16 protein-coding genes are annotated in these 17833 nt (G+C 74.1%); 9 read left to right on the top strand and 7 right to left on the bottom strand.

All coding sequences use genetic code 11. The features are described from left to right. Nucleotides 1-92 precede the first annotated feature (92 nt). Nucleotides 93-1823 (bottom strand): NAD+ synthase, encoded by a 1731-nt coding sequence (locus H9623_RS12205; protein WP_193720321.1) that lies wholly within the window; start codon nucleotides 1821-1823, stop codon nucleotides 93-95. Between the two features lie 141 nt (nucleotides 1824-1964). On the opposite strand from H9623_RS12205, the gene H9623_RS12200 reads away from it, so the two are divergent. Then, a complete protein-coding gene (locus tag H9623_RS12200) occupies nucleotides 1965-3302 on the top strand; it encodes a glutamine synthetase family protein (protein ID WP_193720320.1) in 1338 nt (445 codons plus the stop codon). A gap of 37 nt (nucleotides 3303-3339) precedes the next feature. Then, the gene (locus H9623_RS12195) at nucleotides 3340-6477 is read left to right on the top strand and encodes a bifunctional [glutamine synthetase] adenylyltransferase/[glutamine synthetase]-adenylyl-L-tyrosine phosphorylase (protein ID WP_193720319.1); all 3138 of its coding nucleotides are present in this window, start codon (nucleotides 3340-3342) and stop codon (nucleotides 6475-6477) included. A 57-nt stretch (nucleotides 6478-6534) separates the two neighbouring features. Here H9623_RS12195 and H9623_RS12190 read toward each other — a convergent pair whose 3' ends face one another. The 3 genes from H9623_RS12190 to H9623_RS12180 are packed head-to-tail and all read right to left on the bottom strand — an operon-like array spanning nucleotide 6535 to nucleotide 7713. Beyond that, complete coding sequence (locus H9623_RS12190; protein ID WP_193720318.1) at nucleotides 6535-6918, bottom strand: SHOCT domain-containing protein; 384 nt, start codon at nucleotides 6916-6918, stop codon at nucleotides 6535-6537. A gap of 27 nt (nucleotides 6919-6945) precedes the next feature. Beyond that, nucleotides 6946-7236 (bottom strand): SHOCT domain-containing protein, encoded by a 291-nt coding sequence (locus H9623_RS12185; protein ID WP_193720317.1) that lies wholly within the window; start codon nucleotides 7234-7236, stop codon nucleotides 6946-6948. Between the two features lie 27 nt (nucleotides 7237-7263). Next, nucleotides 7264-7713 carry a DUF6325 family protein gene (locus H9623_RS12180; protein ID WP_193720316.1) on the bottom strand — a complete coding sequence of 150 codons (450 nt, stop codon included), beginning with the start codon at nucleotides 7711-7713 and terminating at the stop codon, nucleotides 7264-7266. 308 nt (nucleotides 7714-8021) lie between these two features. On the opposite strand from H9623_RS12180, the gene H9623_RS12175 reads away from it, so the two are divergent. After that, on the top strand, nucleotides 8022-8342 hold the full coding sequence (locus H9623_RS12175) for a carboxymuconolactone decarboxylase family protein (protein ID WP_193720315.1): 321 nt from the start codon (nucleotides 8022-8024) through the stop codon (nucleotides 8340-8342). A gap of 4 nt (nucleotides 8343-8346) precedes the next feature. Here H9623_RS12175 and H9623_RS19815 read toward each other — a convergent pair whose 3' ends face one another. Beyond that, nucleotides 8347-10596, bottom strand: coding sequence for an AAA family ATPase (locus tag H9623_RS19815; protein WP_193720314.1), 2250 nt, complete (start codon nucleotides 10594-10596; stop codon nucleotides 8347-8349). A 236-nt stretch (nucleotides 10597-10832) separates the two neighbouring features. Here H9623_RS19815 and H9623_RS12165 point away from each other — a divergent pair, with 236 nt between their 5' ends. From H9623_RS12165 to H9623_RS12150, 4 genes are all read left to right on the top strand, one after another. Continuing rightward, nucleotides 10833-11357, top strand: coding sequence for a histidine kinase (locus H9623_RS12165; RefSeq protein WP_193720313.1), 525 nt, complete (start codon nucleotides 10833-10835; stop codon nucleotides 11355-11357). Nucleotides 11358-11434: 77 nt separating this feature from the next. Further along, nucleotides 11435-12283 carry a DUF4097 family beta strand repeat-containing protein gene (locus H9623_RS12160; RefSeq protein WP_193720312.1) on the top strand — a complete coding sequence of 283 codons (849 nt, stop codon included), beginning with the start codon at nucleotides 11435-11437 and terminating at the stop codon, nucleotides 12281-12283. A 113-nt stretch (nucleotides 12284-12396) separates the two neighbouring features. Beyond that, the gene (locus H9623_RS12155) at nucleotides 12397-13218 is read left to right on the top strand and encodes an ABC transporter ATP-binding protein (protein ID WP_193720311.1); all 822 of its coding nucleotides are present in this window, start codon (nucleotides 12397-12399) and stop codon (nucleotides 13216-13218) included. Continuing rightward, a complete protein-coding gene (locus H9623_RS12150) occupies nucleotides 13215-14066 on the top strand; it encodes an ABC transporter permease (protein WP_193720310.1) in 852 nt (283 codons plus the stop codon). Before H9623_RS12155 ends, H9623_RS12150 begins: the two co-directional genes overlap by 4 nt. A gap of 252 nt (nucleotides 14067-14318) precedes the next feature. Here H9623_RS12150 and H9623_RS12140 read toward each other — a convergent pair whose 3' ends face one another. Continuing rightward, nucleotides 14319-15089: a thioesterase family protein gene (locus H9623_RS12140; RefSeq protein ID WP_193720308.1), complete on the bottom strand. Its 771-nt coding sequence runs from the start codon at nucleotides 15087-15089 to the stop codon at nucleotides 14319-14321. A 200-nt stretch (nucleotides 15090-15289) separates the two neighbouring features. Here H9623_RS12140 and H9623_RS12135 point away from each other — a divergent pair, with 200 nt between their 5' ends. Together H9623_RS12135 and surE are read left to right on the top strand one after the other, a co-directional pair. Next, nucleotides 15290-16234, top strand: coding sequence for a 1-phosphofructokinase family hexose kinase (locus H9623_RS12135; RefSeq protein ID WP_193720307.1), 945 nt, complete (start codon nucleotides 15290-15292; stop codon nucleotides 16232-16234). 30 nt (nucleotides 16235-16264) lie between these two features. Continuing rightward, a complete protein-coding gene (gene surE, locus H9623_RS12130; protein ID WP_193720306.1) occupies nucleotides 16265-17023 on the top strand; it encodes a 5'/3'-nucleotidase SurE in 759 nt (252 codons plus the stop codon). A gap of 34 nt (nucleotides 17024-17057) precedes the next feature. Here surE and H9623_RS12125 read toward each other — a convergent pair whose 3' ends face one another. Then, nucleotides 17058-17792 carry a PAS and ANTAR domain-containing protein gene (locus H9623_RS12125; RefSeq protein ID WP_193720305.1) on the bottom strand — a complete coding sequence of 245 codons (735 nt, stop codon included), beginning with the start codon at nucleotides 17790-17792 and terminating at the stop codon, nucleotides 17058-17060. Nucleotides 17793-17833: the final 41 nt, after the last annotated feature.

The following is a 17833-nucleotide window of genomic DNA, read 5'->3' as shown; positions in this document are numbered from 1 at the left end:
GTACGGCCCGCCGGTGGTCGGGGGCCGGTCGTTCGGGATGCGGTGCGGGGTGGCGCCGGCCGTCTCGGCGGCGGACCGGGTGAGCCGTCGGGCTACTCGACGGGCTCGCGCCAGCGGGACGTGACAGGCAGGCGGCGGTCGCGGCCGAACGCGAGCGACGTGACCTTGGGGCCGAGCGGGTACTGGCGCCGCTTCCACTCGGCGCGGTCCACCAGGGTCACGACCTTGTCCACGACCTCGGGGTCGAACCCGCGTGCGAGCAGCTCGGCGCGCCCCTCGGCGTGCTCGATGTACGCGTCGAGGACCTCGTCGAGCAGGTCGTAGGGCGGCAGCGAGTCCTGGTCGGTCTGTCCGGGGCGCAGCTCGGCCGAGGGCGGCTTGGTGATCGACGACTCGGGGATCGGGGGGATCTCGCCCGCGTCGAGCGCGGCGTTGTTGCGCCAGCGGGCGAGAGCCCACACGCGCGACTTGTCGACGTCCTTGAGCGGCGCGAACCCCCCGATGCTGCCCGCGTCGTAGATGGTCGCGTACCCGACCGCGAGCTCGGACTTGTTGCCCGGCGCGATGACGAGGTGACCCTCACGGTTGGAGATCGCCATGAGGACCACGCCGCGGACCCGCGCCTGCAGGTTCTCCTCGGCGACGCCCTCGAGCGCGAGCTCGCCCTGGAACGCCTCGACCATGGGGGCGATGGGCTGCACGCGGTAGTCGGCGCCGAGGCGCTTGGCGAGGTCGGCGGCGTCGTCCAAGCTGTGCTCCGAGGAGTAGGTCGAGGGCATCGAGACGCCGACGACGTTCTGCCCGCCGATCGCGTCGGCCGCGATCGTCGCGGACAGCGCCGAGTCGATCCCGCCCGAGACGCCCAGGACGATCGACCGGAAGCCGTTCTTGCGCACGTACCCGGCCAGGCCCGTGACGCACGCCCGGTACACCTCCTCGTCGGGGTGCAGCGGGGCCGCGGTGCGGCCCGCGGGGTAGGGGACCTCGCCCGTGGCGGGGTCGCGCTCGGCCAGGTCCCACAGCAGCAGGTCCTCGACGAACTGCGGCGACGAGGTGAGCAGCGCGCCGTCGGGTGCGACCACGAACGACCCGCCGTCGAACACCAGGTCGTCCTGGCCGCCCACCATGTTGACGTACGCGACCGGTGCGCTCGTCTCGCGTGCGCGCCGGGCCGCGAGCTCGGTGCGCACGTGCCCCTTGCCCTCCTCGTAGGGCGACCCGTTGAGGACGAGCAGCAGGTCGAGCCCGTGCCCGGCCTCGTCCAGGCCGCCGAGCGTGGTGACGGGCCCGCCGTCCTGCCAGATGTCCTCGCAGATCACGATGCCGACGGAGCGGCCCGCGATCTCCAGCACCAGGGGCTCGGTGCCGGGGGCGAAGATGCGGAACTCGTCGAACACGCCGTAGTTCGGCAGGTGGTGCTTGTCGTAGGACGCGACGACCTTCCCGTGCTGGATCACGACCGCACGGTTGGTCGGGAGGTCGGCGGGAGCGCCCGACACCTCGCGCTCGGCCCCCTCCGCGCCCTCGGGGAGCGCGCTCTCAGACGTGCCCACGGTGCCCAGGACGACCGTCACGTGGCCCAGCCCCTCGCGCTCGAGCTGGGCTGCGACGTCGGCGGCCGCGTCCCAGGCCGCGCGACGGAACGACGCGCGCAGCGCGAGGTCCTCGACCGGGTAGCCCGTGAGCGTCATCTCGGGGAACGCCACGAGGTCGGCGCCCTCGGCGGCCGCCCGCCGGGTCCACTCGAGGACCGCCGCCGTGTTCTGGTCGATCGCTCCGACGCACGTGTCGATCTGTGCGAGGGCGATCCGCAGGTCTGCCATACCCGTCAGCCTATGCGAACCCGCCGGTCAGGTGCCCATCCGCACCCCGAGCTGCGCAGGTCGTGGGACGCTGGGGACACGCCGTCCGCGTCCGGACGCGACGTAACCCGCTCGTCACACTCTTCAGGCAGGATGTAGCCCATGGACAGGCAGCAGGAGTTCGTGCTCCGCACGGTCGAGGAGCGCGACATCCGCTTCATCCGTCTCTGGTTCACCGACGTGCTGGGGATGCTCAAGTCGGTCGCCGTGGCCCCCGCGGAGCTCGAGTCCGCGTTCGCGGAGGGCATCGGCTTCGACGGCAGCTCGATCGAGGGCCTCACGCGCGTGTACGAGGCCGACATGATCGCGCGCCCCGACCCCACCACGTTCCAGGTGCTCCCGTGGCGCGGGGAGCGGCACGGGACCGCGAGGATGTTCTGCGACATCCTCACGCCGGACGGCGAGCCCTCGCTCGCGGACTCGCGCAACGTGCTCAAGCGCGCGCTCGCCAAGGCGAGCGACAAGGGGTTCACGTTCTACACGCACCCCGAGGTCGAGTTCTACCTCTTCAACCACCCGGCCGACGCGTCGTCGCCGCTCGTCCCGGTGGACCAGGGCGGGTACTTCGACCACCTGGCGCGGGGATCGACGCACGACTTCCGCCGCGCGGCGATCACGATGCTCGAGTCGATGGGCATCTCGGTGGAGTTCTCCCACCACGAGGCCGGCCCCGGCCAGAACGAGATCGACCTGCGCTACGCCGACGCCCTGACCACGGCAGACAACCTCATGACGTTCCGCACGGTCGTCAAGGAGGTCGCCCTGGAGCAGGGGGTCTTCGCGTCGTTCATGCCCAAGCCCATGGCGGACCAGCCGGGGTCCGGGATGCACACGCACCTGTCGCTGTTCGAGGGCGACCGCAACGCGTTCCACGAGCCCGGCGCGCAGTTCGAGCTGTCGAAGACCGCGCGCTCGTTCATCGCGGGCCTGCTGGTGCACGCCGCGGAGATCACCGCGATCACGAACCAGTACGTGAACTCGTACAAGCGCCTGTGGGGCGGGGCCGAGGCCCCGAGCTACGTGTGCTGGGGTCACAACAACCGTTCGGCGCTCGTGCGCGTGCCCATGTACAAGCCGGGCAAGGGCAACTCGAGCCGCATCGAGTACCGCGCCCTCGACTCCGCGACCAACCCGTACCTGGCGTACGCCGTCATCCTCGCGGCAGGGCTCAAGGGCATCGAGGAGGGCTACGAGCTGCCCGAGGAGACCGAGGACGACGTGTGGGAGCTCACCGACGCCGAGCGTCGTGCGCTCGGCATCAAGCCGCTGCCGCAGTCGCTCGACGCCGCGATCCAGATCATGGAGACGTCCGAGCTCGTCGCCGAGACCCTGGGCGAGCACGTGTTCGACTTCGTGCTGCGCAACAAGCGGCAGGAGTGGGACGCGTACCGCTCGCAGGTCACGCCGTTCGAGCTGAAGCGGTTCCTCCAGGTCCTGTGAGGCACTCGCCCCGGTCCGTCGGGTCCCGGTGGTCGTCGTGACCGCGGGGCCCGACGGCGTCGCGCGCCCGGGCAGCGTCGGCTCGCCGGGCGGTTCGCGCCGCCCCACGGTGACCTCGCGACTGCGCAGGCTCGGGTTCACCGACGTCACCCGCTCGGCGTCGCTGCTCGACGACAAGGACCTCGGGGCCGTCGTGGGCCCCCTGCCCGAGGACGTGCTGGTCGCGCTCGGCGCGACCGCCGACCCGGACCTGGCGCTGCTCCAGCTCGCGCGGCTCTCGACCGCGGTCGGCGGGGACGAGGGCCTGTGCCGGGCGTTCCGCGAGGTGCTCACGAGCGCCCCGGGGACCGGGGACGCGACCGAGCCTGCCGACCCGTCGGTCCCGTCGGGTCGGGACCGCCTGCTCGCGGTGCTCGGCGCCTCGGTCGCGCTCGGCGACGAGCTGGTGTCCCACCCGGACCTGCTGGCCGTCGTCGCGGACCCCACGGCGGGCACGGGCGTCGACGCGGGGGCCGTCCGGGCCGAGCTGCTGCGCGCCGTCGCGGCCGACCCCGACGCCCACCAGCCCGTCGCGGCCCTGCCCACGCCGGCCGCGACGGCCGCCATGCGGCGCGCCTACCGTGCCCGGCTGCTGCGGATCGCCGCGACCGACCTCACGTCGACCGAGCCGCTCACACGCATGCCGGCCGTCGCGGCGGCGCTCGCGGACCTCGCGGCAGCGGCGCTCGAGGCCGCGCTCGCGATCGCGCGCTGCGAGCTCGACGACCACGGGGCGGGGGTCCGGCTCGCGGTCATCGGCATGGGCAAGTGCGGGGGGCGCGAGCTGAACTACGTCTCGGACGTCGACGTGGTCTACGTGGCCGAGCCCGCCGAGGGCTTCGACGAGGAGTACGCGACGACCGTCGGCGCGCGCCTCGCGACGGGCCTCGCGCGCGCGTGCCAGGGGACGTCGTCGGAGCCGCCGCTGTGGCCCGTCGACGCCGCGCTGCGCCCCGAGGGCAAGAACGGACCGCTCGTGCGCACGCTCGCGAGCCACGTCGCGTACTACGAGCGCTGGGCCAAGACGTGGGAGTTCCAGGCGCTGCTCAAGGCGCGCCTGGTCGCGGGCGACCACGAGCTCGGCGCGGCCTACCACGACGCGATCAACCCGTTCGTGTGGTCGGCCGTGACGCGCGAGAACTTCGTCGAGGACTCCCAGGCGATGCGCCGCCGCGTCGAGGACCACGTGCCCGCCGCGGAGGCCGACCGCCAGCTCAAGCTCGGCAAGGGCGGGTTGCGCGACGTCGAGTTCACGGTCCAGCTCCTGCAGCTCGTGCACGGGCGCGCCGACGACACGATCCGCAGCCCCAGCACGCTCACGGCGCTCGCGGCCCTGGCGGCGGGCGGGTACGTGGGGCGCGAGCACGCGGCGCGTCTCGCGGTCTGCTACCGGTTCCTGCGCTCGCTCGAGCACCGCATCCAGCTCTTCCGGCTGCGCCGCACCCACCTGATGCCGACGGGCGAGGACGACCTGCGCCGTCTGGCCCGGTCGGTGGGCATGCGCGCCGAGGGCGCCGACGGCCTGCTCGAGCGCTGGCGTGCGACGCGCCGCGAGGTGCGTGCGCTGCACGAGGAGCTCTTCTACCGGCCGCTGCTGCCGGCCACCGCCCAGCTCTCCGCCGAGGAGGCGAGCCTGGCCCCGGAGGCCGCCAAGGCGCGCTTCCAGGCGATCGGCTACCGCGACCCCGCGGGCGCGCTGCGCCACGTCGTCGCGCTCACCGAAGGGGTGAGCCGGCGGGCCGCGATCCAGCGCCAGCTCCTGCCCGTGATGCTCGGGTGGTTCGCCGAGGGCGCCGACCCGGACGCGGGGCTGCTGAACTTCCGCAAGCTGTCCGAGGAGCTCGGCTCGACGCACTGGTACCTCAAGCTGCTGCGGGACTCGGGGTCGGCCGCGTACCGTCTCGCGACGCTGCTCTCGAGCTCGCGGTACATGGCCGACGCGCTCTCGCGCTCGCCCGAGTCCGTGGCCTGGCTCGCCGACGACGCGGACCTGCTGCCGCGCGGGGCCGGACGCCTCACGAAGGAGGCCGACGCGATCCTGACGCGCGCCGAGGTCGCGATCCCTGCGGCGACCGCGCTGCGGGCCGTGCGCCGCCGCGAGCTCGCCCGCACGGGGGCTGCGGAGATCCTGCGGGTCGTGAGCCCTGTCGACGCCGCGCGGGCCATCTCGGACGCGGCCGACGTGACGCTCGTGGGTGGGCTGCGCGTGGCGCAGTTCGTCGCGCGCCAGGAGCTGGGCGTCGCGGGCCCCGACGAGGACCCGGCCCGGTGCGCGATCATCGCGATGGGGCGCCTCGGCGGGCGCGAGATGGGCTACGGCTCGGACGCGGACGTCATGTTCGTGCACGAGCCCACGGAGGGCGCGAGCGACCGCGAGGCCCAGGCGTTCGCGCTCGTCGTCGCGACCCGGCTGCGCTCGCTGCTGGGCGACATGGGGCCCGAGCCCGGGCTGCCCGTCGACGCCGACCTGCGCCCCGAGGGACGCAACGGCCCGCTCGTGCGCTCGTTCGCGTCGTACGCCGAGTACTACGACCGCTGGTCCGCCGTGTGGGAGTCCCAGGCGCTGCTGCGGGCCCGTCCGGCTGCGGGGGACCCTGGGCTGGGCGAACGGTTCGTGGCCCTGGTCGACCCCTTGCGCTACCCGTCGGGCGGGCTCGACCCGGCGGCCGTGCGCGAGGTGCGACGCATCAAGGCGCGCGTCGAGTCGGAGCGGCTGCCGCGCGGCGTCGACCCGTCGCGGCACCTCAAGCTCGGCCGGGGCGGGGTCTCCGACGTCGAGTGGACCGTCCAGCTCCTCCAGCTCCAGCACGCGCACGAGGTCGCGGGCCTGCGCACGACCTCGACGATCGACGCCCTGGAGGCCGCCGCGGACGCGGGCCTGGTGACGCCCGACGACGCAGCGACCCTGGGGGAGTCGTGGCACCTCGCGTCGTGGTTGCGCAGCGCGCTCGTGCTCTGGTCGGGGCGCACCGGCGGCCCGTCGGCCGACGTGCTGCCCCACGAGATCCGGGCGCTGACCGGCCTCGCCCGGGTGATCGGGGACGAGGAGTCGGGGGCCGAGCTCGAGGAACGCTACCTGCGCACCGCGCGGCGCGCGCGGGCCGTCATGGAGCGGGTGTTCTACGGCGAGGACTGAGGCGTCGCGCCGACGCCCCGGACCTGCCGGTCGCCAGGGACCGGCAGGTCCGGGCGCTCAGGCCAGGGCCTTCGCCTTGAGCGTCGCGAACTCGTCCTGGTCGATCACCCCGGAGTCGAGCAGCGCCTTGGCATCGGCGATCTGGGTCGCTGCCGAGGACTGCGAGCCGGAGACGTCCCTGATGTAGGCGTCGGTCTGCGCCTTGGCCTGGGACATGTCCTGCATCTGGCGCTCGGCCATCCCGCGGCCCCGGGCGATGACGTAGACCAGCGCGGACACGAACGGGAAGACGACGAGGGCGACGATCCACAGCGCCTTCCACCAGCCGCTCAGCTCGTGGTCGCGGAAGAGGTCGGCGAGGATCCGGAACAGGATCATCAGGTACATGAAGAAGAAGAACCACCAGACCATCAGCCAGAACCAGTCCATGAAGCTGTCCATGCGAACTCCTCCTCAGGTGGGTGCCGGTCAACCGGCGAGGATCTGAGCCTTCTGCGCCTCGAACTCGGCAGGGCTCAGCACTCCCTGGTCGCGCAGCGTGCCGAGCTGCGTGAGCTGGGCGATCTTGGCGTCCATGCCGGTCGGGGCCTGTGCGGGCGCCGGGGGCGGTGCCGCGTACGTCGGCTGGGGCGCCTGCTGGGGCGGCGGCTCCTCCTGGGCGGCCCAGCGTCCGGCCTGCCGGCGGGAGACGCGGTTGGAGACGGCGGTCGCCGTGCCGGCGACGACGGCGGTGCGTGCGACTCCTCGGATGAGTCCCATGGTGCTTCCTCTCGGTCGGACGGGTCGTCAGCTGGTCGTCTCGGCGGCGTCGAGCGCTGCGAGGACCGCCTGCACCGGGATCCGCCCGCTCGCGACGAGCTGGGCGCCGCCACGGCGCAGGGCCGAGGCGAACGGTGCCGCCCAGACGTTCTCGTACACGAGCACGGCGGCCGTCCTGCCCGGCTCGACGGCCTCCGCGGCCTCGGCGAGGTCCTCGTGCCCCAGGAGTCCCGACTGGGCTCCCGAGAAGATCTCGAGCCCCGTCGAGCCGTCGGCGAGCTCGTCGAGCTCGAGGCCCGTCACGGTCCCGTCGTCCTCCTTGCGCAGCACGAGCAGGTCGAGGACGCGGACGATCCCGCGGTCGACGAGGTCGACGAGCAGGGGGAAGGCCTCTCCCGTCATCGCGTCGGACGTGAACTCCACGACGAGGTAGTCGATGGGGCCGGTGTCCTGGGCGTCGTTCGGGTCCTGGGTCATGGGTCTCGGTCCTCTCCTCCGGGGCCCCTCCCCGCCGCCCGGACGTCCGGAGCCGGCGGAGGGAGGGCGCACGTGTCGTCCCGCGCTCCTGCCAGCATCCGACGAACCGCGCGTCGGCGTCGTCATGCAGACCGCATGAACTCGGGGCCGCCGGGCCGGCGCGTCCTCGTCCGGCCGGAGGCCCCGGTCGTCGCAGGACGCCCGGCGACGACCGGGGCGGACACGGATCATGTGATCGGCGTGATGCGGGTGGTCGGGCCGCGTGCGGCAATGGGAGGACGTGACCCGGGCGACAGGATGGCCAGACCGTGGACTACACCGACCGACTTCGACGCTTCGCGATCAACGACTCCCGGCTCGAGGAGGACCTGGAGCTCGAGTCGACCGTGCTCGAGCCCCGGACCGTCGCCCTGATCCGGCTCGCTGCTCTCGTCGCGGTGGGCGGGGCCGAGCCGACCTACGGCAGCGAGGTCGACGAGGCCGTGACGGCGGGGGCGACGACCGCGGAGATCGTCGACGTCCTCGCGGCGACCATCCCGATCGTCGGGCTGCCGGCCGTGGTCGCCGCGGCACCCAAGCTCGCCCTCGCCCTGGGCTACGACCCGTTCGACGCACGCGAGCCCGGGTGAGGGGTCACGAGCCCAGCAGTCCTCTGTCGACGGCGCGCTCCACGGCCGCGCTCCGGCTCGAGACGCCGAGCTTGCGGTAGATCGAACCGATCTCCGAGCTGGCGGTGTTGCGCGACACGAAGAGCCGCTCGCCGATCTCCCGGATCGTCAGGTGCGTCTGGAGGTAGGGCAGGAGCCGCAGCTCCGCCGGGGTCAGGGGCGGGCCGGGGACGGTCGATGCGGTCGCGTGCCCGGCCGCGTCGAAGGACTTGCGCAGGTCCGCGACCTCGTCGACCAGCACGCCGAGCGCCGGACGGCGCAGCAGGACGTCGTCGATCTCTCGCAGGAGGTGGCGGACGGCTGCGACGTCGGCCGTGGCCCAGCTCGTGCGCGCGAGCCGGAGGCGCACGCGCACCGCGAGCGTCGGGAACGCGTACGTGCTGAACGTCCTGGCGCGCATCCCCCGCGTGAGGAGGTCGACGGTCCGTGCGTGGTCGTGGGTGTGGAGGGCCAGACGGGCGGCCGCGGCGTACCCCAGGGCGCTCGTCGGGTAGTCCTCCGTGCGGTGGGCCTCGATCGTCGCGAGCGCCTGCCGGACGCGCTGCTCGGCGCTGTCCCACCGGCCGTGGTCCATGTCGAGGTCCGCGAGCTGCGCCTGCGCGTGCACCAGGGTGTCGGCGTCCTGCAGGGCGTCCGCGGCCTCGACGCAGAGCTCGAGGTCGCGGGCGGCCGACACGTCGTCGCCGGTCAGGCGGTGCGCGTCCCCGCTCAGCACGAGGGCCGTGCCGCGCCACGGTCCCCACCCCGGCTCGGAGTCCAGGGCCAGGCGGGCGTCGTCGAGCATCCGCTGCGGGCCGTCCGGGCAGCGCAGGGCCCGGAACGCCGCACGGGCCGGGGCGAACGCGGCCGCGCCCTCGGTGGGCCCGCTCTCGGACGACGCCGCGTCCGCGACCGCCCCCCAGCGCTCGGCGGCCGCGGCGTGCCCCTCGTAGACCGCGACGTACCCGGCGAGCACCGCGAGGGGCGGGTGGCTGCGGATCGTGCCGTCGCCCAGGAGGCCGAGCCAGCGGTCGACGGTCGAGATCTGCCCGGCCTGGACGAGGGGCACCACGACGCGGGCCACGAGCCGGGCGGCTCGGTCGCGTCCGCCCGTCGCGAGGAGCTGCTCCACGGCGCGGGCCGGTGCCCCGTGGGCCTCGTACCAGTCGGCGGCCCGGCCGCGCAGGGTGTCGGCGAGGTCCGGCTCGGTGGTCAGGAGCTCGTCGAGCAGGAGCTCGCGGAACAGGGCGTGATAGCGGAACCAGCGGCGGTGCCGGTCCAGCGGGACGAGGAACAGGTGCGCGGACTCGAGGTCGCGCAGGTGCCGCAGCGAGGAGGTCTCGCCCAGCACCGCGTCGCACAGGGGAGCCGTGAGGTCGTCGAGGACCGCAGTGCGGCGCAGGAACCGCCGGGTCTCGTCGGGGAGCCGACGGAGCGCCTCGCGCTGCAGGTAGTCCGCGACGCAGGGGTCGGTGCCCGTGAGGGATGCGGCGTCGGCCCCTTCGTCGCGGGCGACCAGGGCCGCGAGGTGCACCCCGACGGGCCACCCCTCGGTCCGGGCCGTGACGGCTGCCGCGACGGCCGGGGCGATGGGCACGTCGGTGGCGGCGAACACGTGCGCGGTGCCCTCGACGTCGAGGGCGAGGTCGAGCGCCCCGAGCTCGACGGTCTCGTCGGCGGCCCGCAGCCTCGCGAGGTGGGGCTGCGCGTCGCGGCTCGCGGCGACGAGCTGCGACCCGTCGGGGATCCCGGCGACCACGACCCCGAGCACGTCGTGGCACGCGGGGGACCGCAGCTCGTGCAGGTCGTCGAGCACCAGCACGAACGGGGTCGGGGCGGCCCTCAGGACCGAGGCCAGGCGCGGGGCGGCCCGTCCGAGCAGCGACGGGTGCGGGGCCGTCGTCCGTCCGTCGTGGTCCGGTCCGCCGAGGCCCTGGCGGGCGAGGGCCTCGGTCAGCACCGACAGGAGGACGGGCGGGTCGTCGTCGAACCGGTCGAGCGTGATCCAGACGACGGGGCGAGGGTCGCGCTCGGCCCACTCGGCGAGCAGCGTGGTCTTGCCGTAGCCCGGGGGAGCCGTGATCCCGACGACCCGCCGACCGCTCGCGCGCGCCGCGTCGATCAGGTGGGCACGGCTCACGACCGGGGCGCCTGACCGGGGCGCTGCGAGCTTGGCGTCGAGGAGCAGCCGGTCGAGCTCCGCGGTCGCCGGCGCCGCCCTCGGCTCCTCGATCACGTCTCCACGATAGGGCGAGGCCGGGCCCCGCGCCCGGCAACCCGGAGCTGGCACACGGGCCAGGCGGGCATGGTGCTTGCACGGACTCGGCAGCGACGCCGCCTTCCGCGTGTGGGGGTATGCCCCAGGGATCTGACCCCCGTCGTCGCCTGCCTGCGGCGCCGTGACACCACGTCGTCAAAGAACTGACACCAGACCTCTTGCGATGACACCACGGATGGTGTCATAGTGGCGTCATGGAACTCACGAGATACGTCGACGAGCTGCAGCACCAGCTCGCCACCGCAGCCGCCGCCGGCGGGGACGAGGCGCGAGAGCTCGCCGACCGGCTCTCGGCACCGCTCGACGCCGCGGTCCGGCTCGTCCTGCTCGAGGCACTGTCGACCGCGGCCACCGAGATCACGGCCGAGCTCGCACCGGGCGCGGTCGACGTCCGGCTCCGAGGACGTGACCCCGAGTTCATCGTGACGCCCGCACCCGCCTCGGCCTTCGAGGACGCCGCTCCCGCCATCGTCGCCCCTGCCCGCCCCGCGGCCCTCGACCCCGACGACGTCAGCACCTCCCGCACGACGCTCCGCCTGCCCGACCAGCTCAAGGCCCAGGTCGAGGAAGCGGCTTCCCGCGAGGGCGTGTCCGTCAACACCTGGCTCGTGCGCGCGGTGGCCGCCGCGCTCGCCCCCGCCGCCCCGTCCCGCAGCACGACCCGCACCACCGCCCGGACCCCCAGCGCGACCGGCCGCGTGACCGGTTGGGTGCGCTGACGCACCACCTGACACCACCACATCCCCGCGCCCCGCCACCACGGGGCGGACACGCTCACCCCTCCGGAGGATCCGTCATGCCCACTTTCGCCGCCCCCACCCCCGTCCCGGTCCTCGTCGACGTCCCCTTCGGCAACCTGTACGTCGTCGCCGGGGACCGGGACGACGTCGTCGTGACCGTCCTGCCGGCCGACCCCGGCAAGTCCGGCTCGGTGAAGGCCGCTGAGGAGACGCGCGTCGAGCGCGACGGCGACGCGATCACGATCGTCTACCCCAGCTCCTGGAAGCAGTACGTCCTGCCGTTCGCCTCCGGCGGCGCGAAGGTCACCATCGAGCTCCCCGTCGGGTCGGACCTGCGCGGCAAGGCCGGCTCCCTGTACGCCGAGGGCAGGCTCGGGTCGGTCGACCTGAACCTCAACGGCGGCAACGCCCGCCTCGACGACGTCGACCGGCTCGACATCAAGGTCTCGGCCGGCTCCCTCACCGTCGGCCGCGCCGCGGGCCCTACCAGCGCCGTGGTCTCCGCCGGCGGCCTGCGCATCCGCGAGGTCGATGGCGACGCGGTCGTCAAGGTCCCGAACGGCACGACCGAGATCGGACGGACCTCCACGAGGCTGCAGGTCAACGGTGCGCACGGCGAGATCTCGATCGGCCGGTCGCTGGGCGAGACCGTCGTCCGGTGCGCTCACGGCAACATCCGGGTCGAGCAGGCCGCCAGCGGGAGCCTGACGCTCGCCAGCTCGTACGGCTCGATCGAGGTCGGTGTCCCCGAGGGCACCGCCGCGTGGCTCGACGCAGGCTCGCAGCACGGCGAGGTCCGCAACCTCCTGGAGGACGTCGCGGGCCCCGACGAGAGCGACCTGACGGTCGAGGTGCGCGCCAGCACCAGCTACGGCGACGTCGTCGTGCGCCGCCCGCACGCCTGACCGAGCCGGTCCTGCACCAGGCAGCCCGGCACGGACGGTCCCACCGACGTCTCGCGCCCCGCCCGACGCCGCACGCCCCACCCGCTCGTCCATCACCGTCGAAGGAGAAGCTCATGACCACCTCAGTCCGCGGACCTGCGATCGAGGTCGCCGGCCTGCGCAAGTCCTACCGCTCGAAGTCCGGCACGCAGCTCGTGCTCGACGGGGTCGACCTCGTCGTCCCCGCAGGGACGATCACCGCGCTGCTCGGCCCGAACGGCTCGGGCAAGACGACGACCGTCGGGGTCCTGTCGACCCTGCTCGCCGCCGACGCCGGCACGGTCCGCGTCGCAGGCCACGACGTCGCCCGCGCACCGGACGCCGTCCGAGCGTCGATCGGCGTCACCGGGCAGATCACCGCGGTCGACGAGCTGCTCACGGGCACCGAGAACCTGCGGCTCATGGCCGACCTCAACCACCTCGGCACGGCAGCCGGCCGTCGTCGGACGACCGACCTGCTCGAGCAGTTCGGGCTGGCCGAGGCCGCGGGCAAGCCCGTCGCGACCTACTCGGGCGGCATGAAGCGCAAGCTCGACCTCGCGATGACGCTCGTCGGCACACCGTCGGTCGTGTTCCTCGACGAGCCGACGACGGGCCTCGACCCGCGGAGCCGCCGCACCCTGTGGGACGAGGTGCGCGCGCTCGTCGAGCGCGGCACCACGATCCTGCTCACCACCCAGTACCTCGAGGAGGCCGACCGGCTCGCCGACTCGGTCGCCGTCCTCCACGACGGGCGCATCGTCGCCGAGGGCACTCCTGCCGAGCTCAAGTCCGTGCACGACGCGGGCTCGCTCGACGAGGTCTTCCTGGCCCTCACCGAGCCGCCCACCGACGACGAGGCCGGCACCGACGCCGCCCCCGCCGGTCCGACACAGGACAAGGAGAACGTCCGATGACCACCATCGCCACCACCGCCCCCACCACCACGGCACGTCCCCGTCCTGTCGCCGACGTCCTGACCATGCTGCGCCGCAGCCTGCTGCGCGCGGTGCGCTACCCGGGCCTGACGGTCTTCCTCGTCGGCGGTCCGATGGTCATGCTGCTGCTGTTCGTCTACGTCTTCGGCGGTGCCTTCGGCGGTGCCTTCGGCGCCGGCGTGGCCCCCGGGATCACCCCCGGTGCCGACGGGCGGGCCGCCTACCTGGACTACATCACCCCCACGCTCCTGGTCATCACGGTCGTCGGGGGAGCGACGTCGGTCGCGGTGAGCGCCGCGATGGACGCCGCGAGCGGGATCATGTCGCGGTTCAAGACCATGGCGATCTCGCCGGGGTCCATCCTCTCGGGGCACGTCCTCGGTTTCGCCGTGCAGGCCATGATCGCGGTGGTCCTCGTGCTGGGCGCCGCGATCGCCATGGGCTACCGTCCCGGGGCGGACGCTCTCGACTGGCTCGCGCTGGCCGGCCTGCTCGTCCTGCTCGGGATCTGCCTGGACTGGCTGTGCGTCGCCATGGGGCTCAACGCGCGCAGCGTCGAGACCGCGAGCAACACCCCCATGATCCTGCTGCTCCTGCCGTTCCTCGGCAGCGGGTTCGTGCCCGTCGAGACCATGCCGACCGCCGTGCGCTGGTTCGCCGAGCACCAGCCGTTCACGCCCGTCATCGACACCGTGCGTGGGCTGCTCGGGGGAGGGGCCGGGCTCGACGGGTCCACGGTCGTGCAGGCCGTGGCGTGGTGCGTCGTGATCGGCGTCGCGGGCTACGTCTGGGCGCGGGCGCTGTTCCGCCGCGAGCGTCGCCTCTGAGACGCACCTGCCCCTGCTCGGCGACGAGCGGGAGCGTGAAGGACCTCCGGGTCCGTCCGGGCCGCGAGGGCCGGGCGCCGGGGGTCCTTCACGCTGTCAGGCGTCCTCCACGCACGTCGAGCCGATGTGGTCGACGCGCCTGGCCCGCGGCCCCAGGGCGGCCCGCACGCGCTCGCGCTCGGCCTCGAACATCGCGGGCCCGGCCGGTCCGGTCGCGCACCGTCGCAGCCCACGCGTACGCCCCGTCCCGCCTCATGCGGGGCGGACGACCAGGGACTGCGCGAGGGCGCCGATCGATCCCTGCTCGTCGTGGAGGGTGCTCCGGGTCAGGCCTGCCCCGGTGGGGCCGAACGTGACGGTCGTGTCGAGACCGAGCCAGCCACTGCCCGGCGCGCGGTGCAGGTGCGCCGTGAGGTCGACGTTCGGGAACGCGACCTCCCGGGGGTGCGCGCGGACCGACATGCCGTTCGCGGCGTCCAGCAGACCGGCCGCGCGGGCGAGCGCACCGACGTCCTCTCCCTCGACGAGGCCGTGGTCGGTGCGGGCCCAGACCGTGGCGCGGCCGGGTTCGACCAGGCTGCGGCGGACCTCGATGGACTCGATGAATCCTCCGGGCCACACGGTTGCCGGGTCCCAGGGCGGCGTCGCCCCCGGTTCGGCGAGCGGTCCGGGCGCGCCTCCGGCGAGCGCCGCGGTGTCGGAGGTCCGGGTGAGCCAGGCCCGCAGGGTGATCACGCAGCGGCCGTCGCACAGCAGCTCGGCCTCGACCAGCTCGACGGTGCGGCCCGGGCGCAGCACCCGGACCCGGGCGTCCAGCGTGAGGAGGGGGTAGGGGCCCCAGATGTCGTAGGACAGCCGGGTCGGTGCGAGGTCGTCGCGACCACGGGCGGCGCGGTCCGTCTCGACGACGTGGGCGAGCAGGCCCAGCGACGGTGCGACGTGCTGCTCGTCGGTGCGCCAGGCGCCTCCGACGTGCTCGGTCGGGTCGAACGTCGTCGCGCCGGTGCGACGGAAGTACGCCATGGATCTCCTCGTGGTCGGCCCTGCCCCGAGCGGGTGCGCGCGGTCGTGGCGTCCTTCCTACCACCCCGTGCGGCTCGCCGGCCGCGGCCGACGCGTCTCCCTGGGAGCCCCACGGCAGGCGGCGGCGGGTGTGACGGGCCCCACAGGGCGACCGTGCCCCTCGACGGGTGGCCCCGGACGGCCCGTCCTAGGCTCGACCGATGGCCGACGAAGAGTCCCACGACCCGACCGTGTGCGTGCTCGCGCTCACCCCGCTCCTGGCGATCGAGATCGAGCCCGCCGGGCCGCACGAGACGTCGCCCGAGGTGCACGTGCACCCGGGAGGGCAGGGGCTGTGGCTCGCGCGCATGGCGTACTCCCTGGGAGCGCACGCGATCGTGTGCGGCCCGTTCGGCGGCGAGACGGGGACGGTCGCCGCGCACCTGGCGCGCGCCGAGCACCTCGACCTGCGCGTGACGTCGACGGGAGCCAACGGCGCCTACGTCCACGACCGGCGCAGCGGCGAGCGCACCGAGGTGGTCGCGATGGACCCGTTCCCCCTGAACCGGCACGAGGTGGACGACCTCTACGGCACCGTGCTGGTCTCGGCCCTCGACGCCGCGGTCACCATCCTCACCGGCTCGAGCACCGCGGTGGGCGTCCCGCCGGACTTCTTCGGCCGCCTCGCCCGTGACCTGCACGCGTCCGAGCGTCAGGTCGTCGCGGACCTGTCGGGCGCGCAGGCGCGCGCGGTCGCGCAGGAGCCCGGCGCCGTGCTGAAGATCAGCCACGAGGAGATGGTCGAGGGAGGCTTCTCGTCCGACGACAGCGAGAAGGCGCTGCGTGCCGCGGCCGACGAGATGCTCGCCGCCGGCCCGCGCGCCGTGATCGTCTCGCGTGCCGAGGCGCCCTCGCTGCTGATCACGCGCGAGCACAGCTACACGGTGCAGAGCCCGTCCGTCACGACCGTGGACCATCGCGGGGCGGGCGACTCGATGACGGCGGGGATCGCCGTCGGGCTCGCCCGGGGCCTGGACCTGCCCGACGCCGTCCGGCTCGGGGCCGCCGCGGGGGCCCTCAACGTGACCCGGCGCGGCCTGGGCACGGGGCACCGCGACCAGATCGAACGGTTCGCGCACCGCGTCACGGTGCGCGAGACCGACTGACGGACCGACCGGCACAGGAGGCCAGCCATCATGCGTGCACTCATCACCAACGACGACGGGATCGACTCCCCGGGCCTGGCGGTGCTCGCCGGCGCCGCGCTCGACGCGGGTTACGAGGTCGTCGTCGCCGCGCCCGCACGGGAGTCCTCGGGCGCGAGCGCGTCGCTCCTGGGGGCCGAGCAGGACGGTCGGCTCGCGGTCGAGCCGCGACAGGCTCCGGGACTGCCCGACGGCGTGACGTCCCTCGCGGTCCGGGCCGCCCCCGCGCTCATCGCCTTCGTCGCGGCCTACGGCGGGTTCGGCGGCAAGCCCGACCTGGTCCTGTCCGGGGTGAACAAGGGGGCGAACACGGGCAACGCGATCCTGCACTCCGGGACGGTGGGGGCCGCGCTGTCCGCGACGACCCACGGCATCGCGTCGATCGCCGTCTCCATGGACGCGGCCGAGCCGAGGCACTGGGAGACCGCGCGCCTCGTCACGGACCACGTCGTCGAGTGGGTGGGGCGCACCCCGATGGGCCGACGGGTCCTCAACGTCAACGTGCCCGACTGCGAGCCCGACCGGCTCAAGGGGCTGCGCCAGGCGCCGCTCGCGACGTTCGGCCTGGTGCAGGCGCGCATCCACGAGGACGACGACCGGAACCTGACGCTGCAGTACTCCGGCACCGAGCGGCACTCCGAGCCGGACTCGGACACCGGGCTCCTGACCCGGGGGTGGGCGACCGCGACGCTGCTGCTCGCGCCGTACGCCGACGCGAGCCTCGAGGTCCCGGACCTGCCCGTGCCGTGACCTCGGCCCGGCCTGGCGCGACGGACGGCTCCGGTCAGCCGTGCACGGCGGACACCTCGCCCGTCGCGCGCCCGGGGTCGTGGAGGTACTCGTCGACGAGGGTCCGCCGCTCGTCCGCGGGGCGGTCGTCGCCGAGCCGAACGAGATGGGCGGCAAGGGTACGGACCGGCACGTTGTGGGTGTTCGAGGTGCTGCGCAGGAGCGCGAACGCCTCGTCGATCGTCACACCGTGGGTCGCCGACACGATCCCCTTGGCCTGGTCGATCGCGCCCCGGTGGGCGAAGGCCGCCCGGAGGTGGCCGTCCGCGAGGCCTGCTGCGCGCTCGGCGACCGGCGCGGTCGCGTCGACGACGTAGCCCATGAGCTCGACGACCTCGCCCGACTGCGGGTCGCGCCGCCCCTGCCCGACCATCACGACGACCCGCTCCTCCCCGCGCGCGTCCATGATGCGGTGCGTGCTGTGGAACGGGCGGCCGGACACCGTGGCCGACTCCAGGAGCCGGCGGACGCGCTCACGGTCCTGGGGGTGCTTGTGCGCCAGGACGAGGTTCGTGGTGGGCACGACCTCGTGCGGCTCGAACCCGTGGATGCGGAAGGTCTCGACGGACCACCACCAGCGTTCGCTCGTCAGGTCGTGGCGCCACTGGCCGGTGCCACGGGAGCCTTCAGAGCGTTCCGGGGAGGCAGCGGGGGAGACGGTGGAGGCCCTGCTGGCCGTGCTGGCCGTGGCGGTGCGGTGCGGTGCGGGGGTGCGGTCGTCGATCGACATGACGGGGCGTCTCCTTGGGGGGAAGGAAGCGTGAGGCTGCC

Source organism: Oerskovia douganii, assembly GCF_015142735.1.
Taxonomy (GTDB): domain Bacteria; phylum Actinomycetota; class Actinomycetes; order Actinomycetales; family Cellulomonadaceae; genus Oerskovia; species Oerskovia douganii.
This window is presented reverse-complemented; position numbering and strand designations above follow the sequence as displayed.

Coding starts and splice junctions, on each gene's coding strand:
- H9623_RS12150 (WP_193720310.1), top strand. CDS start 13,215: ATGACCACCATCGCCACCACCGCCCCCACCACCACGGCACGTCCCCGT.
- H9623_RS12200 (WP_193720320.1), top strand. CDS start 1,965: ATGGACAGGCAGCAGGAGTTCGTGCTCCGCACGGTCGAGGAGCGCGAC.
- H9623_RS12185 (WP_193720317.1), bottom strand. CDS start 7,236: ATGGGACTCATCCGAGGAGTCGCACGCACCGCCGTCGTCGCCGGCACG.
- H9623_RS12125 (WP_193720305.1), bottom strand. CDS start 17,792: ATGTCGATCGACGACCGCACCCCCGCACCGCACCGCACCGCCACGGCC.
- H9623_RS12140 (WP_193720308.1), bottom strand. CDS start 15,089: ATGGCGTACTTCCGTCGCACCGGCGCGACGACGTTCGACCCGACCGAG.
- H9623_RS12180 (WP_193720316.1), bottom strand. CDS start 7,713: ATGACCCAGGACCCGAACGACGCCCAGGACACCGGCCCCATCGACTAC.
- H9623_RS12165 (WP_193720313.1), top strand. CDS start 10,833: ATGGAACTCACGAGATACGTCGACGAGCTGCAGCACCAGCTCGCCACC.
- H9623_RS12205 (WP_193720321.1), bottom strand. CDS start 1,823: ATGGCAGACCTGCGGATCGCCCTCGCACAGATCGACACGTGCGTCGGA.
- surE (WP_193720306.1), top strand. CDS start 16,265: ATGCGTGCACTCATCACCAACGACGACGGGATCGACTCCCCGGGCCTG.
- H9623_RS12155 (WP_193720311.1), top strand. CDS start 12,397: ATGACCACCTCAGTCCGCGGACCTGCGATCGAGGTCGCCGGCCTGCGC.
- H9623_RS12190 (WP_193720318.1), bottom strand. CDS start 6,918: ATGGACAGCTTCATGGACTGGTTCTGGCTGATGGTCTGGTGGTTCTTC.
- H9623_RS12135 (WP_193720307.1), top strand. CDS start 15,290: ATGGCCGACGAAGAGTCCCACGACCCGACCGTGTGCGTGCTCGCGCTC.
- H9623_RS12160 (WP_193720312.1), top strand. CDS start 11,435: ATGCCCACTTTCGCCGCCCCCACCCCCGTCCCGGTCCTCGTCGACGTC.